Below are 16,851 nucleotides of genomic sequence, written 5' to 3'. Positions count from 1 at the left end.
CGCGCGTTTTTTCGCGCCATTTTTGGGGTTTTTTGAAAGACGGTTGAAGCATCAGGAATCAGACCATGCACCAACTTCTCCAACTCCGCTCCACCGTTCAGGCCGCCTCCGGCCATCCCTGCACCGTCGAAACCTTCCTCGGCGGCGGCGGGCAGGGCGAAGTCTACCGCGCCACGCTGGACGGCAAGCCACTGGCCCTCAAGTGGTACTTCCCCGAACAGGCCACGCCCGCGCAACGGCAAAATCTGGAAACGCTGATCCGCAAAGGCCCGCCCAACGCTCGGTTTCTCTGGCCGCTGGAATTGGCCAGCTCGGCGAGCGCGCCCGGTTTTGGCTACCTGATGCCGCTGCGCGAACCGCGCTACCAGGGCATCGTGGACCTGATGAAAGGACGCATCGAACCCAGCTTCCGTGCCCTCGCCACCGCCGGCCTGCAACTGGCCCAAGCCTTCCTGGAACTACACGCCAAGGGTCTGTGCTATCGGGATATTTCCTTCGGCAACGTCTTTTTCGACCCCGATACCGGCGACATCCAGGTCTGCGACAACGACAACGTCGCCATCGACGGCCAGGGCGACAGCGGCATTCTGGGCACCCCGCGTTTCATCGCCCCGGAAGTGGTGCGGGGCGAAACCGCGCCCAGCACCCAAACCGACCTGTTCTCGCTATCCGTACTGCTGTTCTACCTGTTCCACGTCCATCATCCGCTGGAGGGCAAAAAGGAAGCTGCGATCAAATGCTTCGATTTGCCGGCGATGAACAAGCTGTACGGCACCGAGCCGCTGTTTATTTTCGATCCCACCGACGATGCCAACCAGCCCGTGCGCGGCCTGCATGACAACGCCCTCGAATACTGGCCACTCTACCCGCAATTCCTGCGCGACCGCTTCACCCGCGCCTTCACCGCCGGTCTGCGCGACCCCCACGAACGGGTGCGGGAGAGCGAATGGCGGGCAACGATGGTCCAGTTACGCGACGCCATTCTCTACTGCGGCCAGTGCGGCGTGGAAAATTTCTACGACAGCGACGCCTTGCGTGCGTCCGGCGGGCAACCGGGACCGTGCTGGTCCTGCAAGTGCGTGCTGACGCTGCCGTACCGCATCCGCATCGAGCGCGGCGTGATCATGCTCAACCACGACACCCAACTGTACCCACACCATCTCGATCCTCAGCGACTTTACGACTTCAGCCAACCGCTGGCGGTTGTGCAGCAGCATCCACAGAACCCGAGCTTATGGGGCCTGAAAAACCAGTCTCCGGTGAAATGGGTCATCACCACCCCGGACGGAACGATTCGTGATGTGGAACCGGGGCGCAGCGCTTCGCTGGCGGCGGGCGTGAAGATCAATTTTGGCCCGGTGGAAGGCGAGATACGGGTTTGACGAGGAGGAGACTTTCAGCATGCACAATGCACCCCGCCAAAAGCTCCGTGAACTGATCGTCCAGTACGGCCGCTCGCTGTGCGAAGACCCGCGCCGCTGTGAAGCACTGCTGAAGGATTATTGTGGGCAGTACAAACGGGAGATTTTTGTCCTGATCAGCGCCCTGAAAAACCGGGTGGTGGAGGATTTGCCCAAGGTGTCTCCTGGAGTACCGCAGGCAATGATTCTGGCGCGGTTGGGCAAACGGTTGGAAGATGAATTGGCCATGACCGCCGAGGCGGCGCATTGGGCGGTGGAATCGTGGGCGCTGGCGTTGGGCGTGATCGATCAGCCGTCGCCTGTAGTGAAACCGGCCCTGGTGTCGCCACCTTCACCGCCGCCGACTGTTCCCAAGGTTGCGCCTGCGCCGCAAACTCGCCCGACTGAAACTTTGATGGCGGGTCGTTATCGGGATAACGGTGATGGCACGGTGACCGATGTGAAAACGGGACTGCAATGGATGCGGTTTTCATTGGGACAGAAATGGAAAGATGGAACCTGCATGGGTGAAGCAAAACAGTACCCATGGCGGGAGGCGCTGGACGCTGCTGAAGCATTGAATTGCCAGGGAGGTTATGCCGGTTGCCTTGATTGGCGATTACCCACGAAGAAAGAATTGCAAACGCTAGTCGCCGGTAAGAGTAGCCCAACCATTGATCGAGCAGCCTTCCCAAATACGCTGGGGTGGTGGTATTGGTCCTCCTCGTCCGATGCCGGCGATCCCCACTACGCATTGGTCGTCGATTTCAGCAGTGGCGTCGTGTACGCCGACTATAGGGCGAGCAACGGCCGTGTGCGGCTCGTGCATGGCGGGCAGTGATTTTGGCTTTTTGCTTTCCTTGAATCCAACGGCAAATTCAACCTCTGAATTTCATTTCCAGGAGTTTCTACATGGCCAAACGCCCCGGCGGTGAATTAGCCACCCGCCCGCTGCACTTCATCTGGATCGCCGACTGTTCCGGCTCCATGTCCATCGACGGCAAGATTCAGGCGCTCAACACCGCCATCCGCGAAGCCCTACCGCACATGCGCACCGTCGCCGACGAGAACCCTAACGCCGAGGTTCTGGTCCGAGCCCTCAAGTTCTCCAGCGGCGCGCAATGGCACGTCTCTCAGCCGACCCCGGTCGTCGATTTCAAATGGGCCGACTTGCAGACCGAAGGCGTCACCGACTTGGGCCGGGCGCTGGCGATGGTCGCGGAACAACTGCGTATCCCGCCGATGAGCGACCGCGCCCTGCCGCCGGTACTGGTGTTGATCTCCGACGGCTGCCCAACCGACGATTTCCACAAGGGACTGCAAACCCTGATGAACGAACCCTGGGGCAAGAAAGCCGTGCGCATCGCCATCGCCATCGGCGAGGACGCCGATACCGAAGTCTTGCAGAAATTCATCGGTCACCCGGAGTTGAAACCGTTGCAAGCCAACAGCCCCGAAGCGTTGGTGCGCTCCATCAAATGGGTTTCGACCGCCGTGCTGAAATCCGCCTCCTCACCGGCCAGCCAGGCGGCGGGCATGACCCCGGGTCTCAACGTGCCGATCCCCACCCCGCCCAGCGCCGCCGGCCCGAATTCGGCGGACGATGTGTGGTAGGGCGGCCATGACCGACTGGCGGACGCTCAGGGCCAGCGTGCGCGGCGCGGCCCATCAACGTACCGGCTTACCCAACCAAGACGCGGTGCGCATCGCCCGCGCGGTGAACGGGTTGCCGCTGATCGTGGCGCTGGCCGACGGCCACGGCAGCGCCAAGAGCTTTCGCAGCCAACACGGTGCGCGCTCGGCGGTGGCGGTAGCACTCAAGGTCTGTGGCCGTCTGTGCCAGCTCGGTAACCTGTCCCAAATCAAGCACGGGGCGGAGGAAAAGCTGCCCTTGGAACTGGTGCGGCACTGGCGGGCGCAGGTCGATCGGTCGCTCCAGCTTCAGCCGTTCACCCTGCGGGAACTGGAACCGCTGGATGCGGCGGCGCGGCGGCAGGTCGAAGCCAATCCTTATCTCGCCTATGGTTCCACCCTGCTGGCCGTGATCGTCGCGCCCGGCTTCATTCTCTATCTGCAACTTGGCGACGGCGACATTCTGACCGTCTCCGCCGAGGGCAAGGTCGAACGGCCCCTGCCCAGGGACGAACGGCTGATCGCCAACGAAACCACCTCGCTGTGTTCCTACAAGGCCTGGAATGATGTACAGGTGCGTTTTCAGACTCTGGCCGGCACGCCGCCGGCGCTGATCCTCACCGCCACCGACGGCTACGCCAACGCCTACCGTAACGAGGCCGATTTCCGGCAAGTGGCGCGGGACTATTGGACGATGCTGCGCGACGAAGGCGAAGAGGCGGTGAGACCGCACCTGCGGGAATGGTTGAACGAGGCTTCGCAACAGGGCAGCGGCGATGACATCACCACTGGGATTCTCTGGCGATCAGCGACGACGGCGACCCACTCGAAACCGGACGATCAACCTTTCAGCAACGAGCGAATCGCCGACGAACTCGTCACCTTGCCCTCGCCGCGATAAGCTTCGTGATTGGCTGCGATGTCGCTGAGTTTGTAGAGGTAGTTCACCATCAGCCCGGCCGACTGGGCGATACCCTGAGGCGAGGTGTTGGCCAGCCAGTTCAGCCGCTCGATGCGCGCGCCGTTCGACAGATGAAAATGAGCGACGCGGTCGAACGCCGAACCGCCCGCGCGTTTTTCCTTGGCCAGAAAGCAGGTGCACAGCCGCAGCAGCGGCTTTTTTAGCGCCTTGGCCAGTTCCGGATTCTGGGGCCAGTCCGGCATTTGCAGCAGGCTCGACAGTGAGGCGGGTTCCTTGCCGGTGCCGGCGGCGGTGGCCAGCGTTTTTCGTTCGGACGCGGTCAGCAGTTCCCCTTCCGCGTCCTTGTCGGGTTCGTTCAGCTTGCCGTCCAGCCAGTGGCGGAAGTCGGGGATCGGCGACAGGGTGGCGAAGGTCTTCAGATTCTTGAACTCGCCAGCCAGTTCGTCCACCACCCGCTTGATCAGAAAGTTGCCGAAACTGATGCCGCCCAGCCCTTCGTGGGCGTTGGAAATCGAGTAAAAAATCGCGGTATCGGCCTCGGTCGGATCGATCACCGGCGCGGCTTCGTCCAGCAGCGTATGAACGTTGTCGGCGATGCCGTGGACCAGCGCCACCTGAACGATGATCAGCGGTTCGTTGGGCATGCGCGGGTGGAAAAAGGCGAAACAGCGGCGGTCGGCGCTGAGCCGGTTCTTCAGGTCGTCCCAGCTCTTGATCGGATGCACGGCCTCGTAAGCGATCACTTTTTCCAACAGCGCCGCCGGCGATTCCCAACTGATGCGCCGCAGTTCCAGAAAACCGACGTCAAACCAGGAGACCAGCAGCGACAACAAATCCCGTTCCAATGCCGCCAGCGTTGGGTCATCCTTGCGCCACATCAACAGTTCCGCGCGCAGGTCCACCAGAAAGTGAAAGCCATCGGGCAGGGCGTTGAGCTGAGTCAACAGTCGCAGCCGCGGCGGTTGCAGGGCCTGGCGCATCGCCCGTTCGGCCTTGGCGCGCTCGTCGTGGTTGTCCCCCGCCTTTTGCAGCGCCGCCACCGCCTGGTTCACCGCCTGGTGGTCGATATCGAATTCCCGGGCGAGAATTTGCAGGAAGCGCTTGCGACCCTTGGCGTTGAGCGAGAGATAAATTCGCCCCAGATTGGCGGCTCGGGCGCGGGCGGACACTTCGCCGCCGCGCGCCTCCAGGCAATCGCGCATTTGCGCCTTCAACGCCTCCATGTCCTTTTCGGGCAGGTTGGGGCTGGGTGCCGCGAACAACCCCTCCCGCCAGTCGGCCATTTCCCGCCACGCCTCGCGGAGGTTGTCCATGGTGCGGTTCAACAGGCTGGCGCGGGTAACTTCAGGCTCGCGAGTGGTCAGTTCGGACATGACGGAATTACCTGGTTTTGCAAGGGGTTGCCGTATGGGATGGGTATGACGAATGGCCGCGCGTCGCTGGTGTCGTGGAGACCGCGTGGACATCGGCTTATCAAAGTATAGGTGCTAACCTTAATCAAAGCAGGGGTTTGTAAGGCTTGATGAAGCGGTGGAGTCCCTGGGCCTGCCGGGTGGCTCGGTCGGGCGAACAACAATCCCGCCATTCCAAACAGATCTGGCGGGATCGCCGGACGTCGAACCGGAAAACGGCGCTCAGAACTGTTCTTCGGTCAGCGCCATGATGGAAATGCCGCCGTTCTGAATCGAGCGCAGCAGCGCGCCCGCCTTGGGCAGTAGGTGTTCGACGTAGAAGCGGGCGGTGACCAGCTTGGCTTCGTGGAACAGCGAATCCTCGCCGGTCATCAGCTTGTTTTGGGCCACTCGCGCGGCACGGGCCATCTGCCAGCCGCCGCAGACGGTGCCGACCAGCATCAGGTAATCCACCGATACCGCCATCGCATTGTTGGGGTCGCCGCTGGCCAGCATGTGCCCGGTGGCGTCGGCCAGCGCCCTCGCGCCGTCGCGCAGCCCGTTGCGGATCACCGCCATGTCGTCGCCGGGAATCGGGTCCAGCGTTTCGGCGGTCATTTCGATCTCGGCGATCAGGGCTCGCATCGCGGCGCCCTGGTCCATGTTCAGCTTGCGGCCGGCCAGATCGGCGGCCTGGATACCGGTGGTACCCTCGTAAATAGTGGTAATGCGAGCATCGCGCAGGTGTTGGCAGGCGCCAGCCTCTTCGATATAACCCATGCCGCCGTGGACCTGTAGCCCCAGCGAGGCGATTTCGATACCGGTCTCGGTGCACCAGCCCTTGACCACCGGAATCAGCAGCTCCACCCGGGCCTGATGAGTTTGGCGGGTCGCGGGGTCGGGGTGGTGGCGGGCCAGATCCAGGTGCATGGCAACCACGTAGGCCAGGGCGCGCATCGCCTCGTTCTGCGCCTTCATGGTCATCAGCATCCGCCGCACGTCGGGGTGGTGGATGATGGCGACCCGCTCGCCGCTCTTGGCGCCGGCCGCTCGGCCCTGCACCCGGTCCTTGGCGTATTCGCGGGCCGCTTGATAAGCACGCTCGGCGATGGCCAGCCCTTGCAGTCCGACCTTGAAGCGGGCCTCGTTCATCATGATGAACATATAGGCCAAGCCCTTGTTTTCCACGCCGACGAGATAGCCGACCGCCCCATCCTGGTCGCCGAAGGCCATCACGCAGGTCGGGCTGGCGTGGATGCCCAGCTTGTGTTCGATGGATACGGCGTGGACGTCGTTGCGCGCGCCCAGCGAGCCGTCCGGGTTGACCAGGAACTTGGGCACGAGGAACAGCGAGATGCCCTTGACTCCCTCCGGCGCGTCCGGGGTACGGGCGAGCACCAGATGGAGGGTGTTCCCGGTCATGTCATGCTCGCCCCAGGTGATGAAGATCTTCTGGCCGAAGATCCGGTAATGGTCGCCGTGGGGAACGGCGCGGGTCCGCACCGCCGACAGGTCGGAGCCGGCCTGCGGCTCGGTCAGGTTCATGGTGCCGGTCCATTCGCCGCTGACCATATTCGGCAGATACAGCGCCTGCTGTTCGGCGGACCCGGCCTGCTCGATCGCCGCGATCGCGCCGGCGTTGAGCATCGGGCACAGCGCGAAGGACATGTTGGCCGAATTCCACATCTCCTGGGTGGCGGTGTTGAACAGTTCCGGCAAGCCCTGGCCGCCGTGTTCGACCGGGCAGCCGATGCCGTTCCAGCCACCTTCGATGAAGCTTCGGTACGCCTCGCTGAAGCCGGTGGCGGGAAGGACTCCCTCGGGACCGATCCGGGCGCCCTGAATGTCACCCGACTTATTGAGCGGCGCCAGCACCTCGGCGGCCAGCTTGGCGGCTTCCTCCAGCACGGCCTCCACCAGCTCCGGGCCGACTTCCTGCTCGGCGAAGGCGGGGAGAGCGGCGACCTCGGAGAGACCGGCCAGTTCGTTGATGACAAACTGCATGTCGCGGATCGGGGCGAAATAGGCGGTCATGACGCCTCCTTGAACGTTCGGGGAACGGCGATGAAAAACCCCGCCCCGCCCTCGCCCCACATTGGGGGAGACGGTCGGGACGGGGAAGCGGGGACGACCGGCGGCTTAGCCGGCGGCTTTCAGCGTGTCCAGCTCCTTGGACAGTTCGGGTACCGCGGCGAACAGGTCGGCGACCAGCCCGTAATCGGCGACCTGGAAAATCGGCGCCTCCTCATCCTTGTTGATGGCGACGATGACCTTGCTGTCCTTCATGCCGGCCAAGTGCTGGATGGCGCCGGAAATGCCGACGGCGACATACAGTTCGGGCGCGACCACCTTGCCGGTTTGGCCGACCTGGTAATCGTTGGGCACGAAACCGGCGTCCACCGCCGCGCGAGAGGCGCCCACCGCCGCGCCCAGCTTGTCGGCGACGTCTTCCAACAGTTTAAAGTTGTCGCCGTTGCCCATGCCGCGCCCGCCGGAAACGATGATACGGGCGGCGGTCAGCTCGGGTCGGTCGGACTTCGTTAGTTGCTGGCCGACGAAGCTGGAAATACCGGCGTCGGCGGCTGGCTCGACCGCTTCGACGCTGGCGGAGCCGCCGCTGGCCGCCGCGGCCGGGAAGGCGGTGCCACGCACGGTCATCACCTTGACCGCATCCTTGGACTGGACGGTGGCCAGCACGTTGCCGGCGTAGATCGGGCGGACGAAAGTATCGGCGCTGTCGATCTTGATGACATCGGTGATTTGCGCCACGTCCAGCAGCGCGGCGACTCGCGGCAGCGTATTTTTGCCGGCGGCGGTGGCCGGGGCCAGGATGTGGGTGTAGCCACCCGCCAGCCCGACCACCAGCGCCGCCACGTTTTCGGCGAGCTGGTGGGCGTAGTGCGGGGCATCGGCGACCCGCACTTTCTTGACGCCCGCGACTTGGGCGGCGGCCTCGGCGACCGCGCCGCAGCCGTGGCCGGCCACCAGCACGGTGACATCGTCGCCCAGTTGCGCGGCGGCGGTGATGGTGTTCAGAGTCGCCGCCTTGAGGGTGGCGTTGTCGTGTTCGGCAATGACCAGGATGCTCATGGTTTCGATTTCCGCGGGCTTAGATGACGTGGGCTTCGTTGTGCAGTTTGTCCACCAGTTCGGCGACGCTGCCGACCTTGATGCCGGCCTGGCGCTTGGGCGGTTCCTGCACCTTCAGGGTGACCAGTCGCGGTGCGACATCCACGCCCAAATCGGCCGGCTTGAGCACCTCCAGCGGCTTTTTCTTGGCTTTCATGATATTGGGTAGTTTGACGAAGCGCGGCTCGTTCAGGCGCAGGTCGGTGGTGATCAGGGCGGGCAGCTTCAGCGCCACGGTTTCCAGGCCACCGTCGATCTCACGGGTGACGTTGACCGTCCCGTCGTCGAGTTCGACTTTGGAAGCGAAGGTCCCCTGCGGCCAGCCGAGCAGCGCCGCCAGCATCTGGCCGGTCTGATTGGCGTCGTCGTCGATGGCCTGTTTGCCGAGAATGACCAAGTCCGGGTTTTCCTTCTCGACCACCGCCTTGAGCAGCTTGGCCACCGCCAGCGGTTGCAGTTCGGCGTCGGTTTCCACCAGGATGCCGCGGTCGGCGCCCATGGCCAGCGCGGTGCGGATGGTGTCCTGACAGGCGGCGACGCCCAGCGAGATTGCCACGATTTCCTGGGCCTTGCCCGCTTCTTGCAGGCGGATCGCTTCTTCCACGGCGATTTCATCGAACGGGTTCATGGACATCTTGACGTTGGCGGTTTCGACGCCGGTACCGTCCGCTTTTGCCCGTACCTTGACGTTGTAGTCAACGACCCGTTTTACGGCGACTAAAATCTTCATCATTCACCTTTGCGTGGGATTGCTCAATTTTAAGTGGCGGCGTGGACGCCCGGCCGGGAGCGTGGCGCAAACCCGACCCTTCGAGAACACGCGGCTTTCGGGTTGGATGGTACTTACCGAGTGACCGGATCGATGATGGGGCCGCGCCGGTGGCGCTTCGAAACCATAAATCCGTCCGGGTTAACGTTTGTTAAGTTATGGTATTTATTCACTCCCGGCGATGCAATGGATTTATTGGCCACGGATGAGAGTGGCGTCGGGAGCGCGGGGAGCGTCGGCTCGTGGTGAGGCCGGTCGATTCGAAGGTCTGGAATCCAGTCGGGAATTTCCCACTATTCCGCTCGGTCGTGTAGGCTATGCGCCGTCCGTGGTGGCGATGTTGTCCGCCGGAATCCTTAGCTCTATCGGAGAAATCCATGTACCCCACTCACGAAGGTTATAACGACACTCTGCACGGCTACTATCTGGAGGATCTCCGGATCGGCATGAGCGCGTCTCACGCCAAGACCGTCACCGAAACCGATGTGGTGATGTTCGCCGGCTTGACTGGCGATAACAATCCAATCCATTGCAACGATGTGTTCGCCACTCAGACGCGGTTCAAGGGCCGCATCGCTCACGGCATGTTCTGCGCCGGCCTGATTTCCTGCGTGGCCGGCACCCGTCTGCCCGGACCGGGCGCGGTGTACGTGGACCAGCAGTTACGCTTCACGGCGCCGGTACGAATCGGCGATACCGTCACCGCGGTTTGCACGATCCAGGAAATCGTTGCGGAGCGCCGGCGGGTTATCATGAGCACGATCTGCACCGTGGAGGACAAGGTGGTGGTGGAAGGGAGCGCCACCTTCGTGGTGAACCGCCGCAATTCCTAAGGCAGCGAGTGGACGATCGCCTTACTCTTCCATGATGATCCGGAAGCCGGTTGTCGCATCGTGATAGCTGGGTTTCCGGGGCATGCGCTTGGCCGAGCGCACATCCCCCGCGCCGTTGTTCCAGGAGCCGCCCCGAACGACCCGTAAGCCTTCGGTGGATCGTTGGTCGGAACAGTGCTGCTCCTGGCCGGTATAGGTCGGATCGTAATTGGAGCAGGTCCATTCCCAGACATTGCCGGCCATGTCGCGCAGACCCAGCAGGTTCGGCTGGTAGGTTCCGACCGGCGCGGTGACCGCCTGACCGTCGTCCAGGGTGCCGATGGACGCGCCGGTCGGATCGTTGCGGTCGGAAAAGTTGGCATGGCGAGGGTCGATGTCGTTACCCCAGTGGTAACGGGTCGTGGTGCCGGCGCGGGCGGCATACTCCCATTCGGCCTCGGTGGGTAGCCGGAAACGCTGACCGGTGCCCGCTTCCCAGGACAGCCATTCGGTGAAGGCCGCGGCGTCGCCCCAGTCGACTTGAACGACGGGCTGCTGGTTTCCGTTCAACGGATGGCCTTGGAAGGAGCCGCTGTCATGGCTGGGTTTGAAGCGCCGGTACTGGCTATTGGTGACCTCGGTGTTACCGATCCAGAATCCTTTCACGCAGACTGGGTGGGATGATTCGTCACCACCCCGGTCCCGCTCGTTGGTGGGGCTGCCCATGCTGAAGCAACCGCCCTCGACCCAATGTAGTTCCATGCCCGTGGTGTTGTCGGTCCGGGTTTTGATCTTGGCGCCCGGTTGCCGGGCGGCGAGTAGTTCGGAGCGGGCGGCGGCCACCGCGGGATGGTTCGGAGCGGTGGCCGCCGCCTGATCCAGAAAACTGTCGGCCAAGGACCAGCTTCGGCTGGCAATCGCCTGACGGGCCTGTTCGATGTAGCGCGCGATTTCGGCCTCGCGTTGCTGGGCGGTTTCCTGGGCGTGACGGTCGGCTTCTTCCTGTTCCCGTCGTTGCAGCGCCACTGCCTCTTGCCGGTTCTGTTCCTGAACGCCCTGGTAGTACTGGTAAGCGAACAGGCCGGCGCCCGAGAGCCCTAAAACAGCACAGGCGGCCAACAGGATATGCGTCCAATTAACCGACTTTAAACCATCGGGCACGGGTTGAGCCGAGGGCTGGGGCGTGGAGGACTCGACCACCCTCGACCGCCGTGATGCGGCCGGCTCGACCACTGGTGGAGAGCTGGTCGGCGAAGACGTTTCCAATTGCGTCCGGGGGGGGCTGGTCATGCCCTCGCGCCTGGTCGCCGTGGCTTTTCGCAGGTGTTCTATCGCGGAACCCGGCGCGCGTTTGAGCAGGGGTGACGTCTGGTTGGCCAGGGGTGGCGATTGGGTCTCGGCGGCGTGGGTTGGGCTGGCCGGCTCCGACTTCGGCTCCGATTCGGGCTCTTCCAGATGATCCCAGATATCTTCCAGCAAACTCATCGAGGCCGAATCGATGTTGGTCGCTTTCGGTGGTACCGATGATGGGCTGCTCGATGCGGGATCGGCAAGCGTCCAACTCAGGTTGTCGCTCAGCGCCAGAGCAGCCAGGTCGATGCGTTGGGGGGGGGGCGAGTCGGTTGTCCGCGGCTGAGAAGGTCGGCGCGAGACCCGGGTGCGGCCCGACCAGATGTCGTCCTCGGATTGCTCCAGATCGGTGGAGGAAGAGGACGACGTATCGTCGGCAAACGGGTCAAGTCGCGGTATGTCGATGCGTTGGGATAATTCGAGTAGTTCGGGTTTGATCGGCGGTACTTGAGAAAAGTCCGCCTTTTCGTTGGAGCGTTCCGTGGCCCACAAGGCTTCCTGCATGGCGACGATGCTTTGGAAGCGATCCTCCGGGCGCACGGCCAGTGCCCGGTCGACCATTTGGAGCAGGTTGTGCGAGTACAGTCCAGCTCCCGCCTCGATCGCTGGCTGCACCGGGTCCTTGAGCACCCGGCCCGGTGCTTCGACCGGTGGCGCACCGGTGATGCAGCGGTACAGCACGGCGCCGAGCGCGTAAATATCGGTCCACGGGCCGTAATCTTCGCCGACCGTGACATATTGCTCGATCGGCGAATAGCCCGGCGTTACCACACTGGTGACGCTGCGGCTGCGTCGGCCCAGCGCTTGACGCGCGGCGCCGAAGTCGATGAGCATGACGTGGCCGTCGGCCTTGCGCATGTAGAGGTTACTGGGTTTGAGATCGCGGTGCAGATAGCCTTGGCCGTGGACGGCTTCCAACGCGGGCAGCACGTCGGCCAGCAAGCGGCGCAGTTCGCCCTCGGGCAGGATGCCGCCCCGTTGCAGCAGGGCGCTCATCGACTCCCCCTCCTCGAACTCCATGACGATGTAGGCGCTGCCGTTGGCCGTAAAGTAGTCGCGCACGCGCACCACGCAGGGGTGGTTGATCTGGACCAGGATTTTGGCTTCGTCCAGGAAACGCTGTAGACCCCAATCGTAGGAAGGCGGCTCGCCGCTTTTGGCCGGGATCTGGCCTTGGGCGTTGGGGCGGACGGTCGTGCCGTTATGGTCACGGTACGCCCACTCGGCCGGGAAGTATTCCTTGATGGCGACCTCGTTTTCCAAGGCCTCGTGCATTGCCCGATAAGTGATGCCGAAGCCGCCAGCGCCCAGCACGCCATCGATCTGGTAGCGGTGCAGGCTGAAACCTCTGGGCAATGCGTTCGTTTCTTCGGTCATCGAGTTTCCGTTTGGTGGATGGGCGCGGCGGGTCGGGAAGGCACGGACGGTAAACCAGTGCTAGTGGCCGCGATCGAACAAGGATGCCAGGCCCGCCGACAACCGTCGCAGCCAGGGCATGTGGTCGCCGGTGGCGATGCCCGTGCCCGCGCGCAGCAGCACCAGGGTGGCATTATCCGCCATGGCTCCGCCGCGCCGCGCCGCCTGTTCGGCCAGCAGCCGGGCGGCGGCGACCGGACCATGCTCGGCGGCGGCGGTCCAGAATTCGGCCTCGGCGATGTGTTCCCAGATGCCATCCGAGCACAGCACCAGCAAATCGCCGGGCTGGACGGCAAATTGGCCTTTGTCGGGCCTGGGGTGCTCCTCGCCACCCAGGCAACGGTAGATCCGGTTCTGCGCCGGATGGGTCGCCATCTGCGACTCGTCGATTTCGCCCATATCCATCAAGAGCTGCACGGCGGAGTGATCGCGGGTGCGCATCAGGCGTCGGCCGCGGCGGAAGTGATAGAGCCGACTATCGCCGATGTTCAGCCAATGGGCGCCGTCGCGGTCGAGCCAGACGATCACCACGGTGCTGCGGGCCGTTTCCGACTGACGGTTGATGGCGTCGTGCATTTGCTGGCATAGATGATCGAGCGCGGCGGTGGGGTCGTCGAGCAGCGGGATCGGCAGGTTCTGGGTGAAATCCCGGGCCACGTCGATGACGATCTGGGCGCCCAGGGCGCCATCGAGGTGGCCACCCATGCCGTCGGCCAGCACGGCCAGCAGGGTGTGCTGGCCAGGCAGTTGAAACACTCCCCAGCGGTCCTGCTGTTCGTGGCGGCCGCCTTGCTGGCTGGCGGTGCCGGATTCCCACTGGGGGATCGGACTGGGTTGGGTCGAACTCACAGCGGTATCTCCGGCGGCCGGATGGGGCTGGTGACGGCAGCCGGTGGAGCGGGGGCTGCGGGGGACGGACGGAAAGAGGTTACCCAAGCCGGAACCGGGCTGGAGGAACGATGGATGGTGCGAGCATATCGCCCGGGCATGCAAATCTCCTCGGCAATACTCTGGACAGTCCTGACGGGTGGTTGCGGAGCGGTTTCCGGCACCGCGCGGGTGCCGGGTTCGAGCCGCGTCCTCCGCTTCGACGGGTCACGCAATTATCTTACCGACCGCGGGGGACAAACAATCCAAAATTCCAGTCTCATCGTCATCGGGGTCGGAGATGGCCGGGGAACGGTCGTTAACCAGCGGCTTTACAGCAACTTGAGGATCTCCTCGGCGTGATGGGCGGGATCGGGATGGTCGATGATATGGGCGATGTGATCGCTTTCGTCGATGAGGAAAGTGATACGGTTGGCGACGCCGAACAGGTTCATCGCCGTTCCCACCAGTCCGCCGCCACCACCACCGATCGCTCCATAGGCCCGGCTGACGGCGCCGTCGGTATCGGCCACCAACGGAAAGGGGAGGTTGTATTTCTCGGTGAAGCGCTGGTGGGCCGCGATATCCTGGGTGGAAACGCCCAAAATGGAGGCGTCCTTATCCTGGATTTCCTGGTAGTGATCGCGCAGGGAGCAGGCTTGTTTGGCGCAGCCCGGCGTATCGTCCATCGGATAAAAATACAGCACCAGCTTTTTGCCGAAGTAATCGGACAGCTTGACCGTGCTACCGTCGGTGGTGGTGGCGCTGAATTGGGGGGCGGGGTCGCCGATTTTCAATTTCATCGTTCTATTCTCACGGGTGGTTTGCAACAAAAGACCGGTTCGTACCGCAATCTTGGGGTATGGGTTTGACCGGGGTCATGCGGACAAGCGGTTTTCGATACCGCGTGGGCGGCGCGGTCCGCGCCAGTATTTTTGACCGGTCTATTTTGGAAAACTTCCGGACCGTGCGCCACCTTTGGTAATTATGGCTAATCGCCGCGGCCATCGTGGCCGATCGATGGGGTGGTCGTCACCAATAAATGCCTCGAGTAAACTGCGCGAAGGAAATTTGCTCCAGCGAGGGTTCCTGGGTATCGGGCTGTCCCTTGGCCGCGCTCGATTCGGGGAACAGACGGAACGCGGTGTTCATGATCACGGCGTAGATCTTGGGCGCCACGGCGTGCAGCACCTGGGCGAAGATGCCAACCCGGGTGGCGATGCGTTCCGGTCGATAGATAACCGCCTGCACGATTAGATCCGCCGCTTCCTCCGGACTGAGGGTGGGTACGTGCTGATAGATCTGGGTTGGTGCGATCATCCCGGTGCGCACCAGCGGCATGTTGATGGTGGTGAACTCGATGCCGCTGTCGGAAAACTCGGCCGCCGCGCAGCGCGAAAAAGCGTCCAGCGCCGCCTTGGAGGCGACATAGGCCGAAAAGCGTGGGGCATTGCTGAGCACGCCGATCGAGGAGATGTTGATAATGTGGCCACGCTTTTTTCGCAGCATGCTGGGGATGAACCCCATGATCAGCCGCAGCGCGCCGAAGTAATTGAGCTGCATGGTGCGCTCGTAGTCGTGGAAGCGATCCAGCGAATTCTCGATGGCGCGGCGAATCGAGCGGCCGGCGTTGTTGACCAGGATATCCACCCCACCGTGATCGTCCAGCACCCGTCGCAGCAGCGCATCGCAGGAGGCGACATCGGCGACATCGGCAATGTAGATGAGAGCCTGGCCGCCGCGCGCCTCGATTTCCCGTTGGGTGTCCAGTAGCTTTTCCTCGGTGCGGGCGACGATGAGGGTCTTGGCGCCGGCTTCGGCGATCTTGAGCGCGGCGGCCTTGCCGATGCCGGCGGAGGCGCCGGTGATCATCACCACTTTGCCCTTGATCGCGCCGCTCAGACTGCGGTCGATGAATAGGTCGGGATCGAGATGGCGCTCCCAGTAGTCCCACAATCGCCAGGCGTAGCTTTCCAGCGGCGGCACGGTGATGTCGGTGCCCTTGAGCGCCTTGAGCGTTTCGCGGCAGTCGAAGCGGGTGGGGTAGTTGATCAGGCCCATGACGTCCGGTGGAATACCGAGATCCGCGAGGATCTGGTCCTTGATGCGTTGCACCGGCTTGAGGCGAGCCAACCCAGCCTTGATGATGTCGGGCACGAAGGCGAACATCAAGGCGTTGAAGCGCAGGGTCATTTCCGGGGCATGGGCGGCGTGGGCGAACAGGTTGAGGATATCGCCGACTCGGCGCGGGTTGGGGTCCACCAGATGGAAGCACTGACCGTCCAGCCCAGGTTGGTGGGCGATATGGTCCATGGCATCGACGATGAAGTTGACGGGCACCAGGTTCAAGCGGCCGCCCTCGATGCCGATCATGGGCACCCAAGGCGGCAATAGCTTGCGTATTTTCTGGATCAGCTTGAAGAAGTAGTAGGGGCCATCGATCTTGTCCATCTCTCCGGTGCGCGAATCGCCGACCACCGCGCCGGGTCGATAGACTCGCCAGGGGCGAGAGCATTCGCGCCGGACGATGCCTTCGGATTCGTGCTTGGTCCGGTAGTAGGGATGTTCGAGTCCCTCGGCTTCATCGAACATGTCCTCGCGGAACACGCCCTCGTACAGGCCGGCGGCGGCGATGGAACTGGTCAGGTGGAAGCAGCCAGCCTCGATCGCCTCGGCAAAGGCGACGATGTTGCGGGTACCCTCGATGTTGACCTTCTCCTGAATCTCGGAGCTGGCTTTGAGATCGTAGATCGCCGCCAGGTGGAACAGGTGATGGATGCTGCCCTTGAGCCAAGCGAGATCGGAGTCGGACAGGCCCAACCGCGGTTGAGTCAGGTCGCCGACGATGGGGAAAGTACGGTTGGCGGCGTTGCCCCAACGCTGGCGTAACTGTTCCACCGTGGGCAGTTCGCGTTCCAGAATCAGGTAATAGATGTGGCCGTCCTGGCGCTGTAGCAGCTTTTCGACGAGGCGGCGGCCGATAAAACCGGAAGCGCCGGTTATGAAATAATTCATAATGATCGGGTCCTGGCTGTAACTGTGTCTTGGTCACAAAATATTATAGGGTTGACCATTCGGAAAGGCTCAATATGGATTCCAGACTGTGGATGGTGGTTCGCCCTGATGAGGATCAAGGGCTACATTGACCCCATTCCGAACTGTT

General features: G+C 63.0%; 13 protein-coding genes. 5 read left to right on the top strand and 8 right to left on the bottom strand.

Annotated features, from left to right (window positions below; translation table 11 throughout):
• Positions 1-65: 65 nt before the first annotated feature.
• From IPM89_06320 to IPM89_06305, 4 genes are all read left to right on the top strand, one after another.
• Entirely contained in the window at positions 66-1,382 is a 1,317-nt protein-coding gene (locus IPM89_06320; protein ID QQS55412.1) for a serine/threonine protein kinase, read from the top strand.
• Positions 1,383-1,647: 265 nt separating this feature from the next.
• The gene (locus IPM89_06315; protein QQS55816.1) at positions 1,648-2,241 is read left to right on the top strand and encodes a DUF1566 domain-containing protein; all 594 of its coding nucleotides are present in this window, start codon (positions 1,648-1,650) and stop codon (positions 2,239-2,241) included.
• A 71-nt stretch (positions 2,242-2,312) separates the two neighbouring features.
• Positions 2,313-3,014, top strand: a complete 702-nt coding sequence (locus IPM89_06310) for a tellurium resistance protein (protein QQS55411.1) — start codon at positions 2,313-2,315, stop codon at positions 3,012-3,014.
• Positions 3,015-3,021: 7 nt separating this feature from the next.
• The gene (locus IPM89_06305) at positions 3,022-3,933 is read left to right on the top strand and encodes a protein phosphatase 2C domain-containing protein (GenBank protein QQS55410.1); all 912 of its coding nucleotides are present in this window, start codon (positions 3,022-3,024) and stop codon (positions 3,931-3,933) included.
• Here IPM89_06305 and IPM89_06300 read toward each other — a convergent pair.
• From IPM89_06300 to IPM89_06285, 4 genes are all read right to left on the bottom strand, one after another.
• A complete protein-coding gene (locus tag IPM89_06300; GenBank protein QQS55409.1) occupies positions 3,873-5,327 on the bottom strand; it encodes a malonyl-CoA decarboxylase in 1,455 nt (484 codons plus the stop codon). The two genes, IPM89_06305 and IPM89_06300, sit on opposite strands and share 61 nt — an antisense overlap.
• A 261-nt stretch (positions 5,328-5,588) precedes the next feature.
• Positions 5,589-7,379 carry an acyl-CoA dehydrogenase C-terminal domain-containing protein gene (locus IPM89_06295; protein ID QQS55408.1) on the bottom strand — a complete coding sequence of 597 codons (1,791 nt, stop codon included), beginning with the start codon at positions 7,377-7,379 and terminating at the stop codon, positions 5,589-5,591.
• 105 nt (positions 7,380-7,484) lie between these two features.
• Positions 7,485-8,435, bottom strand: coding sequence for an FAD-binding protein (locus IPM89_06290; GenBank protein ID QQS55407.1), 951 nt, complete (start codon positions 8,433-8,435; stop codon positions 7,485-7,487).
• Positions 8,436-8,454: 19 nt separating this feature from the next.
• Positions 8,455-9,204, bottom strand: a complete 750-nt coding sequence (locus tag IPM89_06285; GenBank protein ID QQS55815.1) for an electron transfer flavoprotein subunit beta/FixA family protein — start codon at positions 9,202-9,204, stop codon at positions 8,455-8,457.
• 416 nt (positions 9,205-9,620) lie between these two features.
• On the opposite strand from IPM89_06285, the gene IPM89_06280 reads away from it, so the two are divergent.
• Positions 9,621-10,076, top strand: coding sequence for a MaoC family dehydratase (locus IPM89_06280; protein QQS55406.1), 456 nt, complete (start codon positions 9,621-9,623; stop codon positions 10,074-10,076).
• Between the two features lie 21 nt (positions 10,077-10,097).
• Here the strand turns inward: IPM89_06280 and IPM89_06275 are convergent, their stop codons facing one another.
• The 4 genes from IPM89_06275 to IPM89_06260 form a co-directional block, all read right to left on the bottom strand.
• Positions 10,098-12,782, bottom strand: a complete 2,685-nt coding sequence (locus IPM89_06275) for an SUMF1/EgtB/PvdO family nonheme iron enzyme (protein QQS55405.1) — start codon at positions 12,780-12,782, stop codon at positions 10,098-10,100.
• A gap of 60 nt (positions 12,783-12,842) precedes the next feature.
• Positions 12,843-13,670 carry a serine/threonine-protein phosphatase gene (locus IPM89_06270; protein QQS55404.1) on the bottom strand — a complete coding sequence of 276 codons (828 nt, stop codon included), beginning with the start codon at positions 13,668-13,670 and terminating at the stop codon, positions 12,843-12,845.
• Between the two features lie 350 nt (positions 13,671-14,020).
• Positions 14,021-14,491: a peroxiredoxin gene (locus tag IPM89_06265; GenBank protein QQS55403.1), complete on the bottom strand. Its 471-nt coding sequence runs from the start codon at positions 14,489-14,491 to the stop codon at positions 14,021-14,023.
• Between the two features lie 229 nt (positions 14,492-14,720).
• Positions 14,721-16,703, bottom strand: coding sequence for an SDR family oxidoreductase (locus IPM89_06260; protein ID QQS55402.1), 1,983 nt, complete (start codon positions 16,701-16,703; stop codon positions 14,721-14,723).
• Positions 16,704-16,851: the final 148 nt, after the last annotated feature.

The organism is Candidatus Competibacteraceae bacterium (assembly GCA_016699715.1).
Lineage (GTDB): Bacteria > Pseudomonadota > Gammaproteobacteria > Competibacterales > Competibacteraceae > Competibacter.
Note: the sequence above shows the minus strand (reverse complement) of the source record. Positions and strands in the feature narration are given on the sequence as shown.